This is a genomic window from Rhizobium sp. NZLR1b (assembly GCF_019685155.1).
GTDB lineage: Bacteria > Pseudomonadota > Alphaproteobacteria > Rhizobiales > Rhizobiaceae > Rhizobium.
In genome coordinates this window covers 176019-195531 of sequence record NZ_JABDWC010000007.1, presented here as the reverse complement: position 1 = coordinate 195531, position 19513 = coordinate 176019, and the positions used below count along the sequence as shown (strand labels likewise).

Annotated in this window: 18 protein-coding genes and 2 pseudogenes; 14 read left to right on the top strand and 6 right to left on the bottom strand. The window is 60.0% G+C overall.

Annotated elements, in window-relative coordinates:
* Window positions 1–4 precede the first annotated feature (4 nt).
* A complete protein-coding gene (locus HJB84_RS13095) occupies window positions 5–880 on the bottom strand; it encodes a carbohydrate ABC transporter permease (protein ID WP_007633420.1) in 876 nt (291 codons plus the stop codon).
* A gap of 95 nt (window positions 881–975) precedes the next feature.
* Complete coding sequence (locus HJB84_RS13090; protein WP_207582880.1) at window positions 976–2409, bottom strand: extracellular solute-binding protein; 1434 nt, start codon at window positions 2407–2409, stop codon at window positions 976–978.
* A gap of 296 nt (window positions 2410–2705) precedes the next feature.
* Between HJB84_RS13090 and HJB84_RS13085 the strand changes: the two genes are divergently transcribed.
* The 12 genes from HJB84_RS13085 (at window position 2706) to HJB84_RS13030 (ending at window position 14565) form a co-directional block, all read left to right on the top strand.
* Complete coding sequence (locus HJB84_RS13085; RefSeq protein ID WP_221116111.1) at window positions 2706–3590, top strand: sugar phosphate isomerase/epimerase; 885 nt, start codon at window positions 2706–2708, stop codon at window positions 3588–3590.
* Between the two features lie 62 nt (window positions 3591–3652).
* The gene (locus HJB84_RS13080) at window positions 3653–4867 is read left to right on the top strand and encodes an ROK family transcriptional regulator (protein ID WP_207582882.1); all 1215 of its coding nucleotides are present in this window, start codon (window positions 3653–3655) and stop codon (window positions 4865–4867) included.
* A 30-nt stretch (window positions 4868–4897) separates the two neighbouring features.
* Complete coding sequence (locus tag HJB84_RS13075) at window positions 4898–5875, top strand: sugar kinase (RefSeq protein ID WP_207582883.1); 978 nt, start codon at window positions 4898–4900, stop codon at window positions 5873–5875.
* A complete protein-coding gene (locus HJB84_RS13070; protein WP_221116110.1) occupies window positions 5875–7152 on the top strand; it encodes a D-tagatose-bisphosphate aldolase, class II, non-catalytic subunit in 1278 nt (425 codons plus the stop codon). The genes HJB84_RS13075 and HJB84_RS13070 overlap by 1 nt, the downstream gene beginning before the upstream one ends.
* Window positions 7153–7181: 29 nt before the next feature.
* The gene (locus HJB84_RS13065; protein ID WP_221116109.1) at window positions 7182–7907 is read left to right on the top strand and encodes an SDR family oxidoreductase; all 726 of its coding nucleotides are present in this window, start codon (window positions 7182–7184) and stop codon (window positions 7905–7907) included.
* Window positions 7908–7918: 11 nt separating this feature from the next.
* Window positions 7919–8692, top strand: a complete 774-nt coding sequence (locus HJB84_RS13060; RefSeq protein WP_221116108.1) for an SDR family NAD(P)-dependent oxidoreductase — start codon at window positions 7919–7921, stop codon at window positions 8690–8692.
* A gap of 157 nt (window positions 8693–8849) precedes the next feature.
* Complete coding sequence (locus tag HJB84_RS13055; protein WP_221116107.1) at window positions 8850–9674, top strand: class I fructose-bisphosphate aldolase; 825 nt, start codon at window positions 8850–8852, stop codon at window positions 9672–9674.
* Window positions 9675–9694: 20 nt separating this feature from the next.
* Window positions 9695–10849, top strand: a complete 1155-nt coding sequence (locus tag HJB84_RS13050; protein ID WP_207582888.1) for a Gfo/Idh/MocA family protein — start codon at window positions 9695–9697, stop codon at window positions 10847–10849.
* Complete coding sequence (locus HJB84_RS13045) at window positions 10849–11520, top strand: D-lyxose/D-mannose family sugar isomerase (protein ID WP_207582889.1); 672 nt, start codon at window positions 10849–10851, stop codon at window positions 11518–11520. Before HJB84_RS13050 ends, HJB84_RS13045 begins: the two co-directional genes overlap by 1 nt.
* Entirely contained in the window at window positions 11520–12572 is a 1053-nt protein-coding gene (locus tag HJB84_RS13040) for a carbohydrate kinase family protein (protein ID WP_221116106.1), read from the top strand. Before HJB84_RS13045 ends, HJB84_RS13040 begins: the two co-directional genes overlap by 1 nt.
* Window positions 12573–12709: 137 nt before the next feature.
* Window positions 12710–13498, top strand: coding sequence for an L-iditol 2-dehydrogenase (locus HJB84_RS13035; protein WP_207584252.1), 789 nt, complete (start codon window positions 12710–12712; stop codon window positions 13496–13498).
* A 56-nt stretch (window positions 13499–13554) separates the two neighbouring features.
* Complete coding sequence (locus HJB84_RS13030) at window positions 13555–14565, top strand: zinc-dependent alcohol dehydrogenase family protein (protein ID WP_221116105.1); 1011 nt, start codon at window positions 13555–13557, stop codon at window positions 14563–14565.
* Here HJB84_RS13030 and HJB84_RS13025 read toward each other — a convergent pair.
* Window positions 14562–15596: a LacI family DNA-binding transcriptional regulator gene (locus tag HJB84_RS13025; RefSeq protein ID WP_221116104.1), complete on the bottom strand. Its 1035-nt coding sequence runs from the start codon at window positions 15594–15596 to the stop codon at window positions 14562–14564. The two genes, HJB84_RS13030 and HJB84_RS13025, sit on opposite strands and share 4 nt — an antisense overlap.
* 180 nt (window positions 15597–15776) lie before the next feature.
* Here HJB84_RS13025 and HJB84_RS13020 point away from each other — a divergent pair.
* Window positions 15777–15890 (top strand): annotated as a pseudogene (locus HJB84_RS13020) (lipase); the annotation flags it as partial.
* Window positions 15891–16011: 121 nt separating this feature from the next.
* Window positions 16012–17157, top strand: a complete 1146-nt coding sequence (locus HJB84_RS13015) for a right-handed parallel beta-helix repeat-containing protein (RefSeq protein WP_207582893.1) — start codon at window positions 16012–16014, stop codon at window positions 17155–17157.
* 96 nt (window positions 17158–17253) lie between these two features.
* Here the strand turns inward: HJB84_RS13015 and HJB84_RS13010 are convergent, their stop codons facing one another.
* The 3 genes and pseudogenes from HJB84_RS13010 to HJB84_RS13000 form a co-directional block, all read right to left on the bottom strand.
* Window positions 17254–18588: an O-antigen ligase gene (locus HJB84_RS13010; RefSeq protein ID WP_221116103.1), complete on the bottom strand. Its 1335-nt coding sequence runs from the start codon at window positions 18586–18588 to the stop codon at window positions 17254–17256.
* Window positions 18589–18967: 379 nt separating this feature from the next.
* A pseudogene (locus HJB84_RS13005) lies at window positions 18968–19202 on the bottom strand (Ku protein); the annotation flags it as partial.
* Window positions 19203–19219: 17 nt separating this feature from the next.
* Window positions 19220–19453 (bottom strand): DUF2188 domain-containing protein, encoded by a 234-nt coding sequence (locus tag HJB84_RS13000; protein ID WP_207582895.1) that lies wholly within the window; start codon window positions 19451–19453, stop codon window positions 19220–19222.
* Window positions 19454–19513 lie beyond the last annotated feature (60 nt).

Here is a 19513-nt window from a genome sequence, read left to right as displayed (position 1 = left end):
CGCGTCAACCTCTCTTCACGCGGGGCGCAATCAAGCCGACGTAGAGCAGCCAGCAGACGACGATCGTCAGGTATAGGACGATGACGGAGATCGCCGAACCGTAGCCGTAATTCGTCTTGGGGAAGACTTCCTTGAAGATATGGACACCGATGTAGCGTGTCGATGAACCCGGGCCGCCTCCGGTCAGCATCAGCACTTCGTCGACGGTGCGTAGCGCGTCCATCAGCCTAATGAACACCGTGGCGAGCAGGGCCGGGCGGATCAAGGGGAGCGTTATGTGCCAGAAGATCTGGCTCTTGCCCGCGCCGTCAATCTGCGCCTGCTCGAACGGGTCTGACGGAAGCGAGACCAGTGCGGCGATCAGCGAGAGGGTGACGAGCGGCGTCCAGTGCCAGATGTCCATGATCACCGTGACGGTGAAGGCCGCGGCAGCACTCTGGCCGATGTTCAGATCGTAGCCGAACCAACTCCTGAGAAGATAGGGAATGATGCCGATGGACGGTGTGGTCATCAGCTTCCAGACGGAACCGACGATGATCGGCGCCATGATCAGCGGCAGGGTGTGGATCGTGCGAAACACCGCTTTCCCAGGAAAGTCCTTCAGCAGCGCCTGGGCGAGGATGTAGCCAAGGACCAACTCCGACACGACCGCGAAGAAGACGAATGTGAGGGTGATGCCGAGCGAGGCCAGGAATTGGGGATCGAAGACGAGCCGCCGATAGTTGTCAGCCCAGTTGAAGACCATGCCCGGGTTGGCTGCGAACGGGTTCCATGCATGGAACGAGACCCAGAGGACGTAGATGAACGGAAAGATCCCGAACAGCCCCAGGATCACGATGGTCGGTGACAGCAACAGCCACCCGAGCTTCTGTGAATGCATCGCCTATCCCCCATGAACGTTGTGTCGACGTCCGCCCCATCCCGGAGCGAAAGATGACGGGTCGTAGGACACGACCCGTCAGTTGGGGAGGATGTTTATTTGCGATAGCCGAGCGATGTCAGTTCCTCTTCGGCCTTGGCCGCCATCTGGTCGAGGCCTTCATCGGGAGCGATCTTGCCGGTCAGGATGTCGTAGAAGATCGGAGCGGTCGCTTCACGCACCTGCGCATGGAAGGGGTAGGGAGGAGCGCCGGCGAAGAGTTTGCCCTCGTCCTTCAGCATCGTGTAGAAGCCGCCGAGCTTGATATCCATCTCCTTCACCTTCGGATCGTCGAACGTCGCCTTGTTGGTGATGCGTGGTGCGGCGATGGCCCAGTCGGGCTGCACTTCGTTCTGGCCGATGAATTCGAGGAACAGCAGCGATGCTTCCTTGTTCTTCGACGTGATCGGCACGCCGAAGGCGCCGCCATCGTAGTAGCCGATGTAGCCCTTTCCGGCTTTCGCATCGTCCAACACGCCTGGCTCGAGCGGCGGCAGAGCGAATCCGACCTGTCCCACAACCTTCGACTGCGCGGGATCGCTTGCAATCCACGCAGCATTCTCACCGTAGATGAGCCCCTGGGCGACACGGCCGGCGGCGAAGGTCGTTGCGGTTTCCGTCCAGGTCGACTGCGTCGATTCAGGCGGAGCGATGTCGCGCAGGTGCAGCCAATACTTCAACGCGGCCTTCGCCTTGTCGCCGTTCATCGTGCCGCCGTGTTCGACCGTCGCCGCATAGTTGTTCTTGGCGTCGATGCCCCAATTGTAGACGCCGAACGTCGGTACGATGGACTCGAAGAATTCATACCACGACGCCGGATGGCCCGTATGGGCTTGAGCGGTCGTGCCCCAGAGCTCCATGCCATTGTCCTTGCCGTACTTCGTGAAGAATTCGGCGATCTGAGTGTATTCCTCGTGTGTGGTCGCCGGCTTCAGGTCCTTGCCGGTTTCCTTCTTGAAGGCCTCCTTGATCTTCGGATCGTCGAAAAGGTCCTTGCGATAGAGATATGTCTTCAGAAAAGCTTCCATCGGAGTGCCGAAGAGATCGCCACTCGCATCCTTGAAGTAGTCGGAGAAGCTGGTGAAATTCGAGTCGTCGTAGGTCGGCGCCTTCAGATCCGGCTGATCCTTCAGCGTCTTGGTGATGTCGACGAGGAAATTCCTGGCCAGATAGGAGTAGATGATGTCCTGCTCGATATAGACCATGTCATAGATGCCGGTCTTGGCTTCCATGTCCTTGATGGCCTTGTCGTACATCTGATCCCAGGACGTCGTCTCGATTTCGACCTTGATGCCGGTCTTCTTTTCGAATTCCGGAGCGAGCACGTTCTTGATGTAGTTCGATGGCGGGGTGCTTTCGGTGACGCCGTGCAGTGTCACACCCTTGAATTTTGCGCCGGCGTCGGACCAGAAGTCAGCCCAGGCCGGCGAAGCGGTCGTCGCGAGGCCGAGCGTCAGCGCAAGCGCGCTAGCCTTCAAAGCATAGTGCATTTCCAATCCTCCCAGATAGCAGCGAGATCATTTCGCCGGTGCTTTGTGTAGGCCAAAAAAACTGACAGCGCAACATTTGTTGTCTAACCATGCAAATAGATGGTCTATCCCATTGATTTTCGCAGGAACAAATTTCCCCAGCGAATGTGAGGCGATGGCAATGGGCATAAAATGCTGCATTGCAAAGTAATTTTGCGAGGCAATAAAAGGAGCGTGTCGAAATTTATTTGTTGTCTTGCCAAACTAAATGGCATAGCACTGGGCGAAATCACTGGCATATCGTGGAGGAAAAACCTATGCGTCGATTGGGTATCCATTCATTTGTATGGACAGGCGGCCAAACGCAGGAAGGCCTGGAAATGGCCCTCAACAAGACGGCGGAACACGGATATCGCACCATCGAATTTGCCTATCTGCGCCCCGAGAAATTCAATCTCGATCGACTGGCAAAGCTTGCACAATCTCTCGATCTGGAGATTGGCGTGACCATGGGCCTGCCGCTCGACAAAGACGTATCGAGCGAGGATGCTTCTGCGGTGTCCGCCGGCAAGCAGACGCTGGCCGACGCCGTTCGTGCGGTCCGCGATATCGGCGGCAACAAGCTCGGCGGGATTCTTTATTCCGCGCACACCAAGTACAATCGCCAGCCGACGAAGAAGGGCTGGGACAACAGCGTCGCCGCGATCGCCGCGACCGGCGAAGTCGCCAGGCAGGCGAACGTCGACCTGGTGCTGGAGGTAGTCAACCGGTTCGAGACGAACCTGCTGAATACCACGGCGCAAGGGCTCAAGTTCATCTCCGAGACAGGATCGCAGCATGTCCGTCTCCATCTCGACACGTTCCACATGAACATCGAAGAAGCCAATCCGGCCGCCGCGATCCGTCTTGCCGGCGATAAGATCGGTTACTTCCACATCGGCGAAAGCAATCGCGGCTATCTCGGAGACGGCGTCATCAACTTCGATCTGATCTTCGACGCGCTGCTCGACATCGGTTACAACGGCGACGTCGTGTTCGAGAGCTTCTCGACGACGGTTGTCGATGAAGGCCTGTCGCTCGCCTGCGCGATCTGGCGCGATACCTGGGAGGATAATGATTTGCTTGCGGCGCACGCGAAGCGCTACATCGAGCTGAAATATGACGAGGCCAAGCGTCGTCGCGCCACAAGCGCGCGGCCCTGAATATCCTTCTGACAGCCTGTTCCAGTCGTGTAAGGGTTGGGCGACTTGGAGGGAACTGAAATATGAACGACACCGTCTCCATCGGAAGTTCGCCGCGCAGGATCCGGCAGAACAATATCGTCGCCGCCTTGCAGACGATTTACGCCCACCGAAGCCTCAGCCGGGCCGACCTCGCCCGCAAGCTCGGCATGAACCGCTCATCCTCGGGAGAGATCGTCGCCGAACTGACGGAGGGCGGATTCGTTCAGGAGTCGGAGGAGAGCGGCAAGCAGCGCCTGGAGCATTCCCGTGCCGGTCGTCCCGGTATCATGCTCGAACTGGTTCCGGATGCTGCATTCTTCGTCGGGATCGAGATCGGCGTCGAACATATATCGGCTGTGGTTGTCGACCTCTCCGCCGAGGTTCGGGCATGTCGGAAAATGGCGTTCGACACACCGTCTTCGACGGTGGAGGAGGCCGTGGCGCAGGGTATCGAACTGATTATCGGCGCAATGGCTAAGAGGATGATCGACAGGTGCAAAGGCTTGGGCCTATCGACGCCGTCCCACGTCCGTCCGGATGGGTTTGTCACGCTGGCGCCGATCATCGGCTGGCGAGACGTGCCGTTGAAAGAGATTGCCCGGTCAGCCTTCCCAGCCGCCGTGCCGATCGCGGTCGAAAACGATGCCAATGCGTTTGCGATCGGCGACAGCTATCGTCACGGCGTCGCAGGGGTGACCCTGTTTCTGCTGATGGAAACGGGCGTCGGCGGCGGCATCATGATCGATGGCAAGCTGTTTCGTGGCGGCCACGGTCTGGCGGGAGAAATCGGCCACACCCTGGTGCCGGGAAGCGGCGGTCAGAAGCTTGAACAACTGATCGGTCGCGAGGTGCTCATCAAGCAGTATCGCGAGGCTATTGGACGCGACGACGCGGATCTGCAGGATTTCCTTGGCGGCGTTCGTGATCGCGTCCCGGCCGCGGTCAATATCGCCGAAACCTGGTCGCGCCATCTCGCATATGCATTGCTGCAGGCCTGTCGTCTGCTCGACCCGGACAGGATCGTACTCGGCGGCTCCGTTGCATCCCTCTACCCGATGGTGGCTGCCCGCGTAGCGGTCCATATGTCGGAAGGCCAGAACATCGCTTTCCCCACGCCGGAGATCGTCGTGGACGATGATGCGGAGTTTCGTTCGGCCTTCGGGGCGGCATGCATGTTGCACCGGCGCTTTCTGTCGCTGGAAAGCGAGGAGTTCGGCAGCGAGGACGGTGTGCCGGTCCCATCGGCGATGAGTTAACGACAACAGGGATCGAAAGCAGGATTGCAAATGGCTTCAATACTGGCTCCGGACGCGCTTGGTCCCACGGTTTGCGTGGGGGAGATCCTCGTGGAGATCGTCGCCACGACGGTTGGAGACGGGTTCCTCGAAGCCCAGCCGCTCGTCGGTCCGTTTGCGAGCGGAGCGCCGGCGATCTTCATTTCGCAGTGCGGCCGCCTCGGCGGTAAGGCGGCAATGGTGGGCGCCGTCGGCGATGACGATTTCGGCTGCGTCAATACCGATCGCCTCAAACGCGACGGCGTCGATGTTTCGGCGATCTCGATTGATCCGGACTATCCGACGGGAAGCGCCTTCGTTCGTTACCGGAAGGATGGCTCCAGAGATTTCGTCTACAACATCGCCACCTCGGCCGCCGCGCGCTTCGGCTGGTCTGAATTGGTCGGCAATCTCATTGACCGGAGCGGACATCTTCACGTGATGGGCTCCGCCCTGTCGGTTCCGAGTGCGCGCGCGGTGATCGACAAGGCGGTCGACATCGTCAAGGCGCGCGGGGGAACGCTGTCGGTGGATCCGAACCTTCGCAAAGAGCTGAAGCTGGACGAGGACACCGAGCGCCGGTTTTCCAAGCTTGTCGCCGCCGCCGATCTGCTTCTGCCTTCCGGAGAGGAGCTCGAGCGTGCCGCAGGTGTCGAAGGCGAGGCAGAAGCGATCGGGCGCCTGTTCGAGATTGGCGTCAAGGAGATCGTGCTGAAGCGCGGAGCCGACGGCGCGACCTACTTCGGCAGCCAGGGAGACCGCGTCGATGCTCCGGCCTTTGTCGTTCGGGAGGTCGACCCTACGGGCGCCGGCGACTGCTTCGGCGGTGCCTATCTCACCTGCCGGCGGCTCGGAATGTCTCCGCAGCAGGCTCTGACCTATGCCTCGGCCGCCGGCGCCCGCAACGTCATGGTGCTGGGTCCGATGGAAGGCGCCGGCAGCCGCTCAGAACTCGATGCGTTTATCGCTTCAACGGAAAGGCGGCGGTAATGCAGGTGCATCTCAACGAACTGGCCAGGCAGAGGATCGAAGGCCACCCGAGAGGCGTGACCTCCGTGTGCTCCGCCCATCCGATCGTGCTTCGAGCTGCGCTCCGACACGGGCGGCAACAGGAGAGCACCGTGCTGATCGAAGCGACCTGCAACCAGGTCAATCATCTCGGCGGCTATACCGGGATGACGCCAAGCGACTTCGCGTCCCTCGTCATGACGATCGCGGCGGAGGAGGGTTGCCCCGAAAAACTGATCGTTCTCGGTGGCGATCACCTCGGCCCCAATCCCTGGCGCGACCGCCCGGCGGAAGAGGCCATGGCCGAGGCGGAGAAGATGGTTGCCGCCTATGTCGACGCCGGATTCCGCAAGATTCACCTGGACGCCTCGATGGGCTGCAAGGGCGAGCCGACGGCGCTCGACGACGAAACCACCGCCCATCGCGCCGCCCGGCTTGCCGCGGTCGCCGAGGCTTCGGCCAGGAAGACCGGAGGCGCAATGCCGGCTTACGTCATCGGCACCGAAGTGCCGCCGCCCGGCGGGGCCGACCATACCTTGACGACGATCGAGCCGACGGCTGCCGCGGCGGCGCTGAAGACGATCGACGTCCACCGCCGGATATTTGCGGAGGCTGGACTCGGGCAAGCGTTTGAACGGGCGATCGGGCTGGTCGTTCAGCCGGGCGTCGAGTTCGGCAATCAGAATGTTATCTTCTACGACCGCAGCAAGATAGACGGCTTGAAATCGGTGCTCATCGACGAGCCGCAATTTGTGTTCGAGGCCCACTCGACGGATTATCAGCGGACCAGGCCGTTGACCGCGCTGGTGAAGGACGGGTTCCCCATTCTGAAGGTCGGTCCCGAGTTGACCTTCGTCCTGCGTGAAGCGCTCTACGCGCTCGACGCGATCGCTTCGGACCTCTTGCCCGACTACGGCCAGCGTCCGCTCTATGCGGCGATGGAAGCGCTGATGCTCGATCAGCCGGGCAATTGGAGCCGCCATTACCAAGGGACAAAAGCCGAGATGCGTTGGTTGCGACATTACTCGCTGTCCGACCGCATCCGCTATTATTGGGCGTCGGCTGAAGGGCAAGATGCCGTCCGGCGCCTGTGCAGGGCCCTTCGAGGGCAATCCGTCCCGCTGCCATTGTTTTGGCAGTATATGCCGGCCGCGCAGGATTTTGCAGACGCGCCGCTCGATCCGGATGAGGTTCTGATCTGGAGAGTGATGAACAGTCTCGCCGACTATCACGCCGCCTGCGGCGTCGGGAAGAATTAGCAATCAGGATCAAGCAGGAGGAGAAATCGATGCAGGAATTGAAGGGGAAGATCGCGGCGGTCACGGGCGCAGCGTCCGGCATAGGATTGGCCTCGACGGAGGCAATGCTCGCCGCGGGCGCCACCGTCGTGCTGGTGGACCGGGATGAGAAGGCACTTGAGACGGTTTGCGATCGGCTTGGCGAGCGCGCTATTCCGCTCGTGATCAATCTACTGAATCCGAACGAGTGTGCGGGACTGCTCGAGGGAGTCCTGTCGAAGGCCGGCAAACTCGATATTCTGCATGCCAATGCGGGCACCTATATCGGCGGCGACCTTGTGGAAACCGACCTCGATACGATCGATCGGATGCTCAATCTTAACGTGAATGTCGTCATCAAGAACGTTCACAATGTCATTCCTCACATGATCGAACGGGGCACTGGCGACATTGTCGTCACCAGCTCCGTCGCTGGACATTCGGCGATCCCATGGGAACCGGTATATTCGTCATCGAAGTGGGCGATGACCTGCTTCGTCCAGACGATGCGACGCCAGCTTCTGAAAAACGGCATTCGCGTGGGATCGGTGTCTCCCGGGCCGGTGATCAGCGCTTTGCTCGCGGATTGGCCGGAGGAAAACCTTCGCAAGGCCAAGGAGGCTGGAGCTTTGATCGAGCCCAAGGAGGTCGCCGACGCGATCATCTTCATGCTGACCCGGCCGCGCAACGTCACCATCCGCGATATCGTGGTACTTCCAAGCGCATTCGACATCTGAAGGAGCCTGATATGAGCTACCAGGAGAAATTTCGCCTCGACGGTGAACGTGCGGTGGTCACGGGGGGAGGGCGTGCGATCGGGCTGTGCTGCACCGAGGCGCTGGCGGAGGCAGGCGCCGCTGTCGTCGTCATCGAACGCAGCGAGGCCGACGCCCAGCAAGCGCTTGCGCTACGCGATAAGGGGTACGATATCGAAGTCCGGGTGGGCGACGTCACCGACGCCGGCCGAATGGACGCAATAGCCAATGAGCTTGCCGGCGGAGCCCGGCCGGCGACGATCCTCGTCAACAATGCCGGGATCGGTCAGAACGGCATCGCGGCGGAGGATCTCACCGATGCCGATTGGCTGCGCATGATGGACGTCAATCTCAACGGCGTCTTCTGGTGCTCGCGCGCCTTCGGTCGTCACATGATCTCGATGAAGCGGGGCGCCATCGTCAACCTCGGCTCGATGTCGGGGCACATCTGCAACCGGCCGCAGCCGCAGACGGCCTACAACGTCTCCAAGGCGGCAGTCCATCACCTCACGCGCTCGTTGGCCGCCGAATGGGCGCAGCATGGCATCAGGGTAAACGCCGTCGCGCCCACCTACATCGAGACACCGATGGTGGTGGCCGTCGAAGCCAATCGCGAGCGGATTCCAATCTGGCTCGCCGACACGCCGATGGGCAGGATGGGAACGCCGGAGGAGGTCGCAAGCGCGGTCCTCTTCCTCGCCTCAGGCGCTGCCAGCCTGATGACCGGCGCCATCGTCAACGTCGATGCTGGGTTCACCTGCTGGTAGCGCTTTCGGGACGAGGCGCGAGCAGCGCCTCGTCCGAATTGGAAAACTGCCTGGCGCGATAATCAGCGGGTATGGAAACGTTACCACATCTTGTTGACTCGCATTCCTGCCCGATTTATTTGAATGTGGAAACGTTGCCATATCAGGGAGGAGCTTGATGAAGTCCGCACGGTTGAACCGACTTTTCGGCGTGTCCGGAAATTGTTTTGACGTCGCTATCGATCACGGCATGTTCAATGAACGAACATTCCTTGCCGGCATCGAGAATATGAAGACAGCCATCGAGGTGATCGCGCAGGCGGCGCCGGATGCCATTCAGCTTCCGCCGGGGACCGCACCCATTCTGCAGGCCATTCCCGGCAAGCATCGCCCGGCGCTGGTGCTGCGCACCGACATCGCAAATATCTATGGCAATCCCCTGCCATCTCAATTGTTTTCCGAAATGATCGACAGGCCGGTGGAACAGGGCGTTGCCTTGGATGCTGCCTGTGTCGTCGTCAATCTTTTGATGCTGCCGGACCAGCCGGAAGTCTATCGTGCCTGTGTGCGCAATGTGAACAGCTTTAAGCGCCAATGTGAGATCTACGGCATGCCGCTGATGGTCGAGCCGCTCGTCATGCAGGACAATTCCAAGGGCGCCTATATGGTCGATGGTGCGATCGACAAGATCCTGCCGCTTGTGCGCCAGGCGGCCGAACTCGGCGCTGATATCATCAAGGCCGACCCATGCGACAATGTCGAGGAATATCACCGTGTGGTCGAGATCGCCCAGGGCCTGCCGGTGCTGGTGCGCGGCGGCGGCCGCGTTACGGATCAGGAAATCCTGACCCGCACCAAGCAGTTGATGGAGCAGGGCGCCCGTGGCATCGTCTATGGCCGCAACGTCATTCAACACAAGAATCCCGGCGGCATGACGCAGGCCTTGATGGCGATCGTCCATGACAAGGCTTCCGTCGAGCAAGCCTCGCTGCATCTTGGCTGACGCGTCTGGGAGGACATGTCATGACGAAAATATTCCGCTTCGGCGTCATCGGCTGCGGTCTGATGGGGCGCGAGTTCGCGAGTGCCGCGGCGCGCTGGCTGCATCTGGCCGATGTGAAGGCGCGACCGGAAATTGTCGCCGTCTGCGATACCAATGCGACGCTGCTCGACTGGTTCAGGGATCATGTGCCGACCGTTCGCCAGGTCACCGCCGACTATAAGGAGCTTCTGGCCAATCCCGAGGTCGATGCAGTCTATTGTGCTCTGCCGCATGTGCTGCACCAGCAATTCTATGTCGACGTGCTGAAGGCCGGAAAGCATCTTCTCGGCGAAAAGCCCTTCGGCATGGACGCGGCTCAGAACCGGGAGATCATGGCGGTTCTCGCCGAGCACCCCGAACTCCTGGTCCGCTGTTCGTCGGAAATGCCGTTCTTTCCCGGCGCACAGAAGGTCATCGCCCTCGCAAAGAGCGGCGAGATGGGGGACATAATCGAAGTCGAGGCAGGTTTCCTGCACTCTTCGGATATCGACCGGCAAAAGCCGATCAACTGGAAGCGCATGGCCGAGATCAACGGCGACTATGGCTGCATGGGTGATCTCGGCATGCATGTGCTGCACGTGCCGCTGCGTCTCGGCTGGCGACCGACGACCCTGCATGCGCAATTGGTCAAAAAGGTCACCGAACGTCCGGACGGCAAGGGCGGCATGCTGCCCTGCACCACCTGGGACAATGCGACGATCAGCAGCCGCGTGAGCGCCGGGAATCAGGATTTCCCGATGGTGCTGAAAACCTGGCGCATCGCGCCCGGCGAATCCAACACCTGGTACATCCGCGTTCTCGGCATGAAGAAAAGCGCATTCTTCAGCACCAAGTCGCCGCGTCAGTGGCAGTGGATGGATTACAACGGCGGCGCGCAGGCTTGGAGCACCGAGGATCTCGGATACGGCTCGCTGTTTCCAGCCATAACCGGCAAGATCTTCGAATTCGGTTTTGCCGACGCCATCCAGCAGATGTGGGCGGCCTTCCTCGACGAGCTTGCCGGAGGCAATGCGAACGGGTTCGGCTGTGCGACGCCGGCGGAGGCGCAGGCGCATCATGCGGTCCTGACGGCAGCTCTGAAATCCGGCCGTGAGGACGTCGTCGTGCCGGTCGAGTATGAGGGGGCGTCCCTCTGATGCAGCGCTCCGAGATCAATGCCGCGTTGCAGCGAGCAATCGCGACCCTTAAACGTTGGCACTGGTCCTTGCCGGCATGGGGCTATTGGACAGCGGCGGATTTTGCCCTTCATCCCGAGGCATCGGCCTATTTGCGCGCCCATCAACTCGGGTGGGATGTCACCGATTTCGGCTCGAACCGATTTGCCGAATGCGGCCTCGTGCTGTTTTGCCTGCGCAATGGCATCGTTGATGTCGAGGGTGAACGGACCTATGCCGAAAAGCTGCTCTTCGTCGAGGAAGGGCAGCTCACGCCGACACACCGTCATGCAGCCAAGATGGAAGACATCATCAATCGCGCCGGCGGCGATCTCGTCATCGAATTCGCCGCCACCGATACCGATGGCCATCTGCTGAAGGATGATGTGACGGTTCCGGTCGACGGGCTGCCGCGCCGGCTCGCTGCATGGGAGCCGCTGGTTCTTCGACCTGGCCAGAGCGTGACCATCCGCACCGGGCTTTACCACCGCTTTTACGGCAGGAAAGGCGGCGGACCTGTCCTTGTCGGCGAGGTCAGCCAGGTCAACGACGACAACAGCGATAATTTCTTTTTGGAGCCGATCGGGCGCTTTGCCGCGATCGAGGAAGACGAGCCGCCGCTCAGGCCCTTGTGGAACGAAGGGGTCTGCTGATGCGAACCGGGGAGGAGGTTCACCAGCGCGACAGTCGCAAGCAGGGCGGCATCGTTTGCGCCGGAAATTTCATTGTCGATCGCGTCCACACCCTGTCCTATTGGCCAGAACAGGGCAATCTTGCGCATATCCTGCACCAGGATCTGGGCGTTGGGGGCGGGGCTGCCAATGTCGTCACCGATCTTGCCTCGCTTGGATTTCCCGGAAGACTGGCGGCGGCGGGATGCATCGGCGCCGATCCGGACGGAGAGATCGTCAAATCCAGGCTTGCAGTGGCCGGCGTCGATGTCGATGGTCTCACAGCGCTTGCCGACCGGGTGACGGCGCATACGCATGTGATGAATGTGCCCGGTCAGAACCGGACCTTCTTTTATCATGGCGGCGCCAACGATGCCGTCACGGACAAGCGCATCTCACCCGCGACCTTCGCCGAAGCCGGCTATCGGCTGTTCTACCTCGGTTATCTCATGCTGTTGCCGGGTCTCGACCGAATAGGGGCCGACGGTCTTTCGGGCGCCTCGCGCCTGCTCGAAGCCGCACGCCGCGCTGGGCTTACGACTTGCGTCGATTTCGTCTCGAGTGAAGACCCGGAATTTGCAGCCAACGTCGGCGTCGCTCTGCCCTTCTGCGACTTCCTGATCATCAACGAGATGGAGGCGGGTCGGGCAACCGGCACTATCGTTCGCGATGCGAACGGAGATTTGATCGAGGCGGGGCTTTTGAAGGCGGGCGAGCGCCTGCTTGCCGCGGGCGTCACGAAGGGAGCGATCATCCACGCGCCGGAAATCTGTCTCTGGTTCGCGCCCGGCGCCTCCCCGATCATGACGCGTTCACGACCCGTCGATCCCCATGACATCGTCAGTACTGTCGGCGCGGGAGACGCCTTCTGTGCCGCCGTGCTCTACGGCCTGCATGAGAACTGGCCTGTCGAGCATATCTGCGCCGTCGCCCATGCTGCTGCTGCGCGTTGCCTGACGGGTGCGACGGCCACCGACGGTATCCCCGACATGTCTGTTCTGCTGCGGGAGGCGAAGGAGCCTAACCCGGCCTAGCCGATAGGCGTCGCCTCGGCAGAGGGCGGCTCCGACGAGCGTCCAGTCAAAAAGGGAGGAGCAAACATGAAGCGATGCATAATGGCCGCCGTGCATGGCGACTTTGCCGGTTTAGCGACGATCGGGGAGGCAGCGCGATGACATATACAGAAAACGCGCGGCTCTCCGGCAAGGTGGCATTGGTCACCGGAGGCGCCAGCGGTATTGGCAAAGCGGTATGCGAACGCTTCGCCGCTGACGGCGCCAAGGTTGTCGTCGCGGATCTCGACGGTGGACGCTGCGCGCGGGTGGCCGAGACGATCGGCGCTGATGCCTGGGGTTTAGCACTTGATGTGACCAGCCAGGACAGCATCGAAGAAGCCCTGCGCTTTTCCATCGCCGCCGCCGGCAAGATCGACATCCTAGTCAACGCCGCAGGCATTTACGATGTCGAGTCTATTCTGGAAATAACCCGGGAGCGAACCGCGAAGGTGTTTCAGGTCAATATCGAAGGCCTGATTTTCATGACACAGGCCGTTGCCCGGCACATGGTGGAGAGAGGAGAAGGTGGGCGCATCATCAACTTCTCGTCTCAGGCTGGACGTCGGGGCGAAGGACCGGCGGTGGCTTACTGCGCTTCCAAGGCGGCCGTCATCAGCATCACGCAAAGCTGCGCTCTGGAGCTGATCCGTTACGGGATCAACGTCAACGCCATCGCTCCCGGCGTCGTCGATACGCCGATGTGGGACGTCGTCGATGCAAAACTCGGCAGCCGGGAAGGTTTGAAACCCGGCGAGGTGAAGGCTCGCGTGGCCGCCGCCGTCCCCGCCGGACGATTTGGCGCCGCTGCGGAACAGGCTGCCATGGCAGCCTTCCTGGCCGGGCCTGATGCAGCATATATCGTGGCGCAATGCTACAATGTCGACGGCGGCAATGTCATGAGCTGAGCGCTTGGCCTAATCAGCAGGAATAGGCAATCGAACTTGAGGTCTGGAGGAGTGGAATGAGGGCTGTACGCTTGGAGTCGATCGGGTCTTTGACCATGCGCAGCGTTGAGAAACCGGTTGCCGGACCTGGCGAGCTGCTGGTCCGGGTCGCGGCGGCAGGCATATGCGGTTCCGACCGACACATGTACAAGGGCGAATACCCGACTTCTATCCCCGTCACCATGGGCCACGAATTTTGCGGCATAGTCGAAGAGATTGGCAATGAAGTCGCCCGGTTTACTGGCGGCGAGTTGGTGACGGTCGACCCGAATATCGCCTGCGGCACCTGTCCGGCTTGTGCGCAAGCGCGGCCGAACCTGTGCGAGAGCTTGACCGCCATCGGAGTGACACGGGATGGCGGCTTTGCGGAATACGTGGCGGTGCCGCACGCGCAGGCATTCCTGTTGCCGGCCGACCTCGATCCCGTTCACGGCGCCTTCTGTGAACCGCTGGCCTGCTGTATCCATGCCATCGACAAGGCAAGGATCCGTCCCGGCGACGGCGTCGCTATCCTCGGCGGGGGAGTGATCGGCCTCTTGATGGTGCAACTGGCTCGTCTGGCTGGGGCAGGCAAGGTCATTTTGATCACGCGCCAGCAATCGAGACGCCAAACCGCTCTGCGCCTGGGGGCCACCCACGCCTTCGACCCGACCTCTTCGGACACAATCGCTTGTGTTCGGGAGATCACCAAAGTCGGCGCAGACGTGGTCATCGAGTGCGCCGGCGTGAGCGAAACTCTGCAAAGCGGCCTGAGGATGGCGCGGCGCGGTGGTACCTTTGTGCTTTTCGGGGTGACGCCGACAGGTGTCGAGGTGCCGGTTCTGCCCTTCGATCTTCTGATCAATGAAGTCGACATAAGGCCGGCCTACCTCAACCCCTTCACCCATTCGCGCGCCGCGGCACTGGTGGCAAGCGGGGCATTGGAACTGGACGCATTGGTCACCAAAACCATAGGTCTCGAGGAGGTCGCCGACGCGGTGGGCAACGCGCCATTGCCAGGCGAGATCAAGGTCATCGTCCGGCCCTAAAGCGGGTTTTTTCCGCTGCGGACGGGGCCGGTGGAATCGCGCGCGATCAGCGTGACCGGCACTTTGACGATCGAACCCTGTCGAGATCCGTGCCCCGTTTGCTGGTCCCCGATCAGCGCTTCCAGCAGCCGTGCTGCCTGCTGCCCGACATTGCGGATCGGCTGCGCGACCGTTGTCAGCCGTGGAAAGACGTAGGCTGCCTCTGGCAGGTCGTCGAAACCGACGACCGAATAATCGTTCGGAACGGAAAATCCGCGATCCTGGATCGCATGAATTGCGGCAATCGCGGAAACGTCGGTGGTGCCGATGATCGCGGTGACCTCCGGTCGAGACGCCAGCAATTCTCGCGCCAGCCGGTAGGTCTCGGCAAAGCTGTGCTCTTCCGCCATTGCCACGGCGGCAGGCGTGATGCCGTCTTTCGCCATTTCCGCCTTGATGCCTTGAAGGCGCAGCTGGATAGGCTGGCTGTGTGCCGGCGCCCCGACGATGGCGATCGCCCGGTGGCCGAGGCCGATGAGATGGCGCGCCATCAGCCGACCGCCGTCCTCATGATCGGCCATCACCGCGTCGTCGGCGATGCCCTTCAGCTCGCGGTCAATGGCGATGATCGGAATGTGGGCGTCCCGCAGTGCCCCGAAATGCTCGATGCTGCCGAAAGCGCTTGCGACGATGACCCCATCGACGCGCTGGGCGAGCAGCATGGAGATATAGCGTGCCTCGTGATTGATATTTTCCGCCGTGCTGCAGATCAGCGTCTGATAGCCGTGCTGAAACAACTCCTGTTCGATGGCATGGGCGAGGATGCCGAAGAACGGCACGTCAATCGACGGCAGCATCAGTCCGATCATCCGGCTTGGTGCACCGCGCAGCATACGGGCACCCTTGCTGGGGGTGTAGTTCAGTGTTCGGATTGCCGCCTCGACGCGGTCCCTGAGCTCGGGCGAGGCGTAACCGCTGTTGTTGAGCACACGCGAGACCGACGAGACTGACGTTCCTGCGAGTTTAGCGATATGTCTGATGCTGGTCGTCACGTGCTCGCATTTCTCTTTCTCGACAGCGCAAACGTCTTTTCAGATGCTGTAGCACTTTGAATGCCGCACAACTTATCCTTAAATCGACTCCGATTTAAGGAATTCGTACGCCACAACGAAGCCATTCGAATTTTTGGCTATTCGGCATTGATCGACAGCGGCCGGTTTAGCGGACAGGTGATGAACGACACAGTCATCCTTTTTCACGGCATTGCCCGAACGAAGAAAAGCATGGAGAAGCTCGCCGTCTTCCTGTCCGGAAACGGTTATCGCGTCGTGAATGTCGTTTCTCCGGGATGGGCGCTTCGTAAGCTGACACAGGATATGATCGGGAGTAGATGATTTCCGAATATTCAAACATCCGCCACACCTCCTCTGCTTAAATCCCGCTGCACCGCTATCGAAGGGAAATGCCATGCCCGCCATCCTGCGAAAGAAAATTCACGGCGCCGCGACAAGGGGACAGGTCATCGACGGGGCTGACGATATCGGCGTCGCCTATCAGGTGTTTTCCGATACGGTGGTGGAGGACGTGATCGTCAAGAATTCGCCTCGCGGCTTCAAATTTCACAACGGCCAAAATCTCACCGTCAGGCGATGCGAAACGGAGAATGTCAGGGGCGACGGCATCTATCTCACGAAGACGGCGCATGTGTTGCTGGAGAACAACCGCATGGGCGAGGCGCCGGGCGAGGGCGCAGATTGTTGCCAGTTTGCCTATCAAAACAGCGACGACAATATCAGCTCCGATGTCACGATCCGCGGCAACCTCTTCCTTCAGTCGCCGACGAGCACATCCAACAAGGGTGCACTGGTCTGCGACAAAACAAGACGATACCTTGTCGAATACAACTTCATCGGCGGCAAGAATTTTTCCTTTTCGTCGATCGGCGACGAAGCCGTCGTCCGCAGCAACATCATGCGCGACGGCAGGATGAATGACTATTCCTTCGGCTACGGCATCGGCGACAAGGCCGACCACGCCGGCCACCACGTCTATGACAACTGGATCGAGAACACCAATCGCGGCGTCAGCCTGAGCGGTTTTTCGGATCAGGAACAGGCATTTCGCAAAGACATTGATATCCACGACAACGTCATCAGCCAATGCGACATCGCATTCTTCGCCAACCGTCCGTGGTCCGGGAGCTTCCGGCGCAACATATTCCTGCGCTGCGAGCAGGATATCGTTTTGAAGGGAAAGGGCAAAGCGACCGCGGGTGATATCGATGGCAATTATTTCAATGACGGCAGCTTCCTGAACGTCACCCCGCCGCCGCTTGCCTTCAAGCCCGACGGAAAAGCGTCCGTTTCGTCTGGCCAATGGTCATCCGAGCCCGATGAGATCCGCATCCAGTGGCGGGACAAGGGGATCGATATTCCAGGCGCCAACCGGCCTTCCGTCACCGTTGCGCCTGGCATGGAATTGTCCTGCGTGCTGCTGGCCCGCAAGGCGCAGAATTGGATGCTGGCGATCGCCGAGACGGCCTATGACGACTTCACGCCGCGCGCATGGCAGGAGCATAGGCTGCCTTGGCAGAAGCGCTATCTCTCGATCTAGATCGACCTATCGCTGGCAGCGCTGGAACTGGGGCGCGTGCCAACGCCATACAAGCCATCCGGGAGGCGCGCCAGACGTCGAGCCCTTCCCTCAGGCTCAGGGCTGGTGTAGATTCCGGTTTGTCCGCAACCTGGGACGCAGTTCGGAGAGCGCCATGACCATGTGGGGCCAGAGAATGAACGGTGCCAGCATCATGCCTGCCTCGGTCATGGCTCCAAGCATGATGAGGATGATGATGGCAATCTCCTTTCGCCTGGCGCCGGATTCGGCCGGATCGGCGTCGACGATGGTCATCTTCCTGAACAGGCGGGTCAGCAAAAACAAACTCCATGCGGCAATGCCTGGAATGCCGATATTCAGCGCTAACTCAAGATAGGTGTTGTGGGTCGAGCGGGCATCGAAGGTAACCTTGACATATTGCTCCATGACCTCGGGCTGACGAAACATCGCAAAGCCATAACCGGTTAGGGGCTTATCCCATATCAATGGCAATAGCTGTTCCCAGATGTTGGTGCGGCCTGAGAAAGTAATGTCTTTGCCGAATGCTTCTGCAACTGCTGAGGCCACCCCGAGATAAATGAAGCTGGCGCCGAAGCCGACGATCACGAACAACAGGAAAACGACGAAGGAACGAAAAAGACGGTTCGGGTAGATGTGAATAATGCGAACGCCGTACAGCATCATGCTGCCGAACATCGTCAAGACGACTGCTGTCGAGGACTTCGTTGCCACAATCAAGGCAAGAAGGCAAAGCATCGCAGCCCAGCGTATCAGGGTGCTGTAACGAAGCCGGCCGAGCTTTTCCGTCGATAACAGGCAGACAAAGCTGACCGAGCAAAACTGTCCCAACGTGTTCTTATGATAAAAAGCACCTTTGACCATGCCCGCATAGCTGCCACGCATGATGGCGAATTGTGGGAAAGCGACTGTGTAGAGAACGTTGATAAATGCCGCCGCTATCGCAAAACGCCCGAGTATCCGGAACGCTTCGACATTGCCGTAGCGCGCACGGTACAGAAGAGGTGGGATTGCGAGAACGATGACCGCGGCCAATCCTTTTAAGGACGCGGCCTTGTCGATGGAGAAGACTATTGATGTCAGGCACGAAATGCCAACAACGACGATGAACGGTGAAATCCTTGAAAAGACCCGCAGGAACTGCTTTTGCTCCAACAGAAAATACAAGCCCGACAAAGGAATAAGGCTGTAGAGCAAGAGCTTCATCGGAAGTGGATCGACAAATGCGCCGTCTTCGAAGTTTGCGGGCAGGCCGTACCACATGCTTGTGGCCCGCCAAAGAGCAGCATAAAATGCTATTGTAAGAACAAGTTTTGCCAGCACATCGCGTCTGACGCGCCACCGGGGCACAGACTGCCGGTGGTAGCCCGCCGGATAGTGGTGTCTTGCTAAAGCTGCATCTTCTATCGTCATCAAAGGCTCACATAGATCAATCTGGAAAACTCCGGCTGTTCGCCACGATCAAGGCATGCCGGTATTCGATTGAACGGAGCCAGGAACTGATTTTCTGCATTCCTCGGCTTCCGCTCGCGAAGAACGAATTCGTTTGGGCGTTTCGATAACGTCGTCCTAGTTTCGCAAACTGCCCGTTCCGGCGGGCGATACAGCCAGGGCAAACCTGCCCAGTGGCCCAAGCCTGTTGAAGCGGCACGTCTCACTTCGCTATGCGGCGCGACTTTAAGCGAACTCATTCCGCGAATCCAGCCGATAAAATCACGTCATGATGTCGCGTCGTTTGACTGTCCATTCAGTAGCCAAAGAGAAATTGTCTCGCGACGGGTTTAAGGCACGCGTCGTCCTCGATGACGATGTAATCGCCATTCTCCAGCGGATAGCCCTTGACCTGTTCGTCGCGCTCGACCGCCGGTCTCGCCGTCGACGAATTGCCGCTCCACCCGATGGCCGGTCCTGCGGTTGATGATGTTGAAGGAGACGCGGTCGGAGGAGGAAATGGCGGTGTAAAGCCCGACGGCACAGGCAAGGTCACCCACTTTCAGATGACCTTTCCAGCCTGCCCGCGCGGCCATTCCATCCTCGCTGCAAATCAGAGCCGACTGTTGCTCTTATCGGTTTCGATTTCCTGAAATGCCCAGCCGCCGCCATCGGCCGCGGGATAGGCGAGCAGCGCGTCGCCATCGCCGATCTTCTGGCGTGACGCAGCGTCTTTGGCATGGACTATCGCCTCATCGGCCGTTGCATAGGTTTCCGAAAGCGTGTCTCCGAGCTTATAGGCCCAGCCATTGTCGTGCGGCACGACCTGATAGGTGATATCGGCCATTTCGGATCTCCTCTCTTTTCGTTTTCACGCAATTCCGAATGCAAACCACTGCACACTTTG

What these genes read in the sequence shown, in the direction of transcription:
- HJB84_RS13095 (WP_007633420.1), bottom strand. Translation starts at nt 880, where the DNA reads ATGCATTCACAGAAGCTCGGGTGGCTGTTGCTGTCACCGACCATCGTG.
- HJB84_RS13015 (WP_207582893.1), top strand. Translation starts at nt 16,012, where the DNA reads ATGCCCGCCATCCTGCGAAAGAAAATTCACGGCGCCGCGACAAGGGGA.
- HJB84_RS13010 (WP_221116103.1), bottom strand. Translation starts at nt 18,588, where the DNA reads ATGACGATAGAAGATGCAGCTTTAGCAAGACACCACTATCCGGCGGGC.
- HJB84_RS13045 (WP_207582889.1), top strand. Translation starts at nt 10,849, where the DNA reads ATGCAGCGCTCCGAGATCAATGCCGCGTTGCAGCGAGCAATCGCGACC.
- HJB84_RS13055 (WP_221116107.1), top strand. Translation starts at nt 8,850, where the DNA reads ATGAAGTCCGCACGGTTGAACCGACTTTTCGGCGTGTCCGGAAATTGT.
- HJB84_RS13070 (WP_221116110.1), top strand. Translation starts at nt 5,875, where the DNA reads ATGCAGGTGCATCTCAACGAACTGGCCAGGCAGAGGATCGAAGGCCAC.
- HJB84_RS13065 (WP_221116109.1), top strand. Translation starts at nt 7,182, where the DNA reads ATGCAGGAATTGAAGGGGAAGATCGCGGCGGTCACGGGCGCAGCGTCC.
- HJB84_RS13075 (WP_207582883.1), top strand. Translation starts at nt 4,898, where the DNA reads ATGGCTTCAATACTGGCTCCGGACGCGCTTGGTCCCACGGTTTGCGTG.
- HJB84_RS13090 (WP_207582880.1), bottom strand. Translation starts at nt 2,409, where the DNA reads ATGCACTATGCTTTGAAGGCTAGCGCGCTTGCGCTGACGCTCGGCCTC.
- HJB84_RS13000 (WP_207582895.1), bottom strand. Translation starts at nt 19,453, where the DNA reads ATGGCCGATATCACCTATCAGGTCGTGCCGCACGACAATGGCTGGGCC.
- HJB84_RS13035 (WP_207584252.1), top strand. Translation starts at nt 12,710, where the DNA reads ATGACATATACAGAAAACGCGCGGCTCTCCGGCAAGGTGGCATTGGTC.
- HJB84_RS13050 (WP_207582888.1), top strand. Translation starts at nt 9,695, where the DNA reads ATGACGAAAATATTCCGCTTCGGCGTCATCGGCTGCGGTCTGATGGGG.
- HJB84_RS13040 (WP_221116106.1), top strand. Translation starts at nt 11,520, where the DNA reads ATGCGAACCGGGGAGGAGGTTCACCAGCGCGACAGTCGCAAGCAGGGC.
- HJB84_RS13080 (WP_207582882.1), top strand. Translation starts at nt 3,653, where the DNA reads ATGAACGACACCGTCTCCATCGGAAGTTCGCCGCGCAGGATCCGGCAG.
- HJB84_RS13060 (WP_221116108.1), top strand. Translation starts at nt 7,919, where the DNA reads ATGAGCTACCAGGAGAAATTTCGCCTCGACGGTGAACGTGCGGTGGTC.
- HJB84_RS13030 (WP_221116105.1), top strand. Translation starts at nt 13,555, where the DNA reads ATGAGGGCTGTACGCTTGGAGTCGATCGGGTCTTTGACCATGCGCAGC.
- HJB84_RS13085 (WP_221116111.1), top strand. Translation starts at nt 2,706, where the DNA reads ATGCGTCGATTGGGTATCCATTCATTTGTATGGACAGGCGGCCAAACG.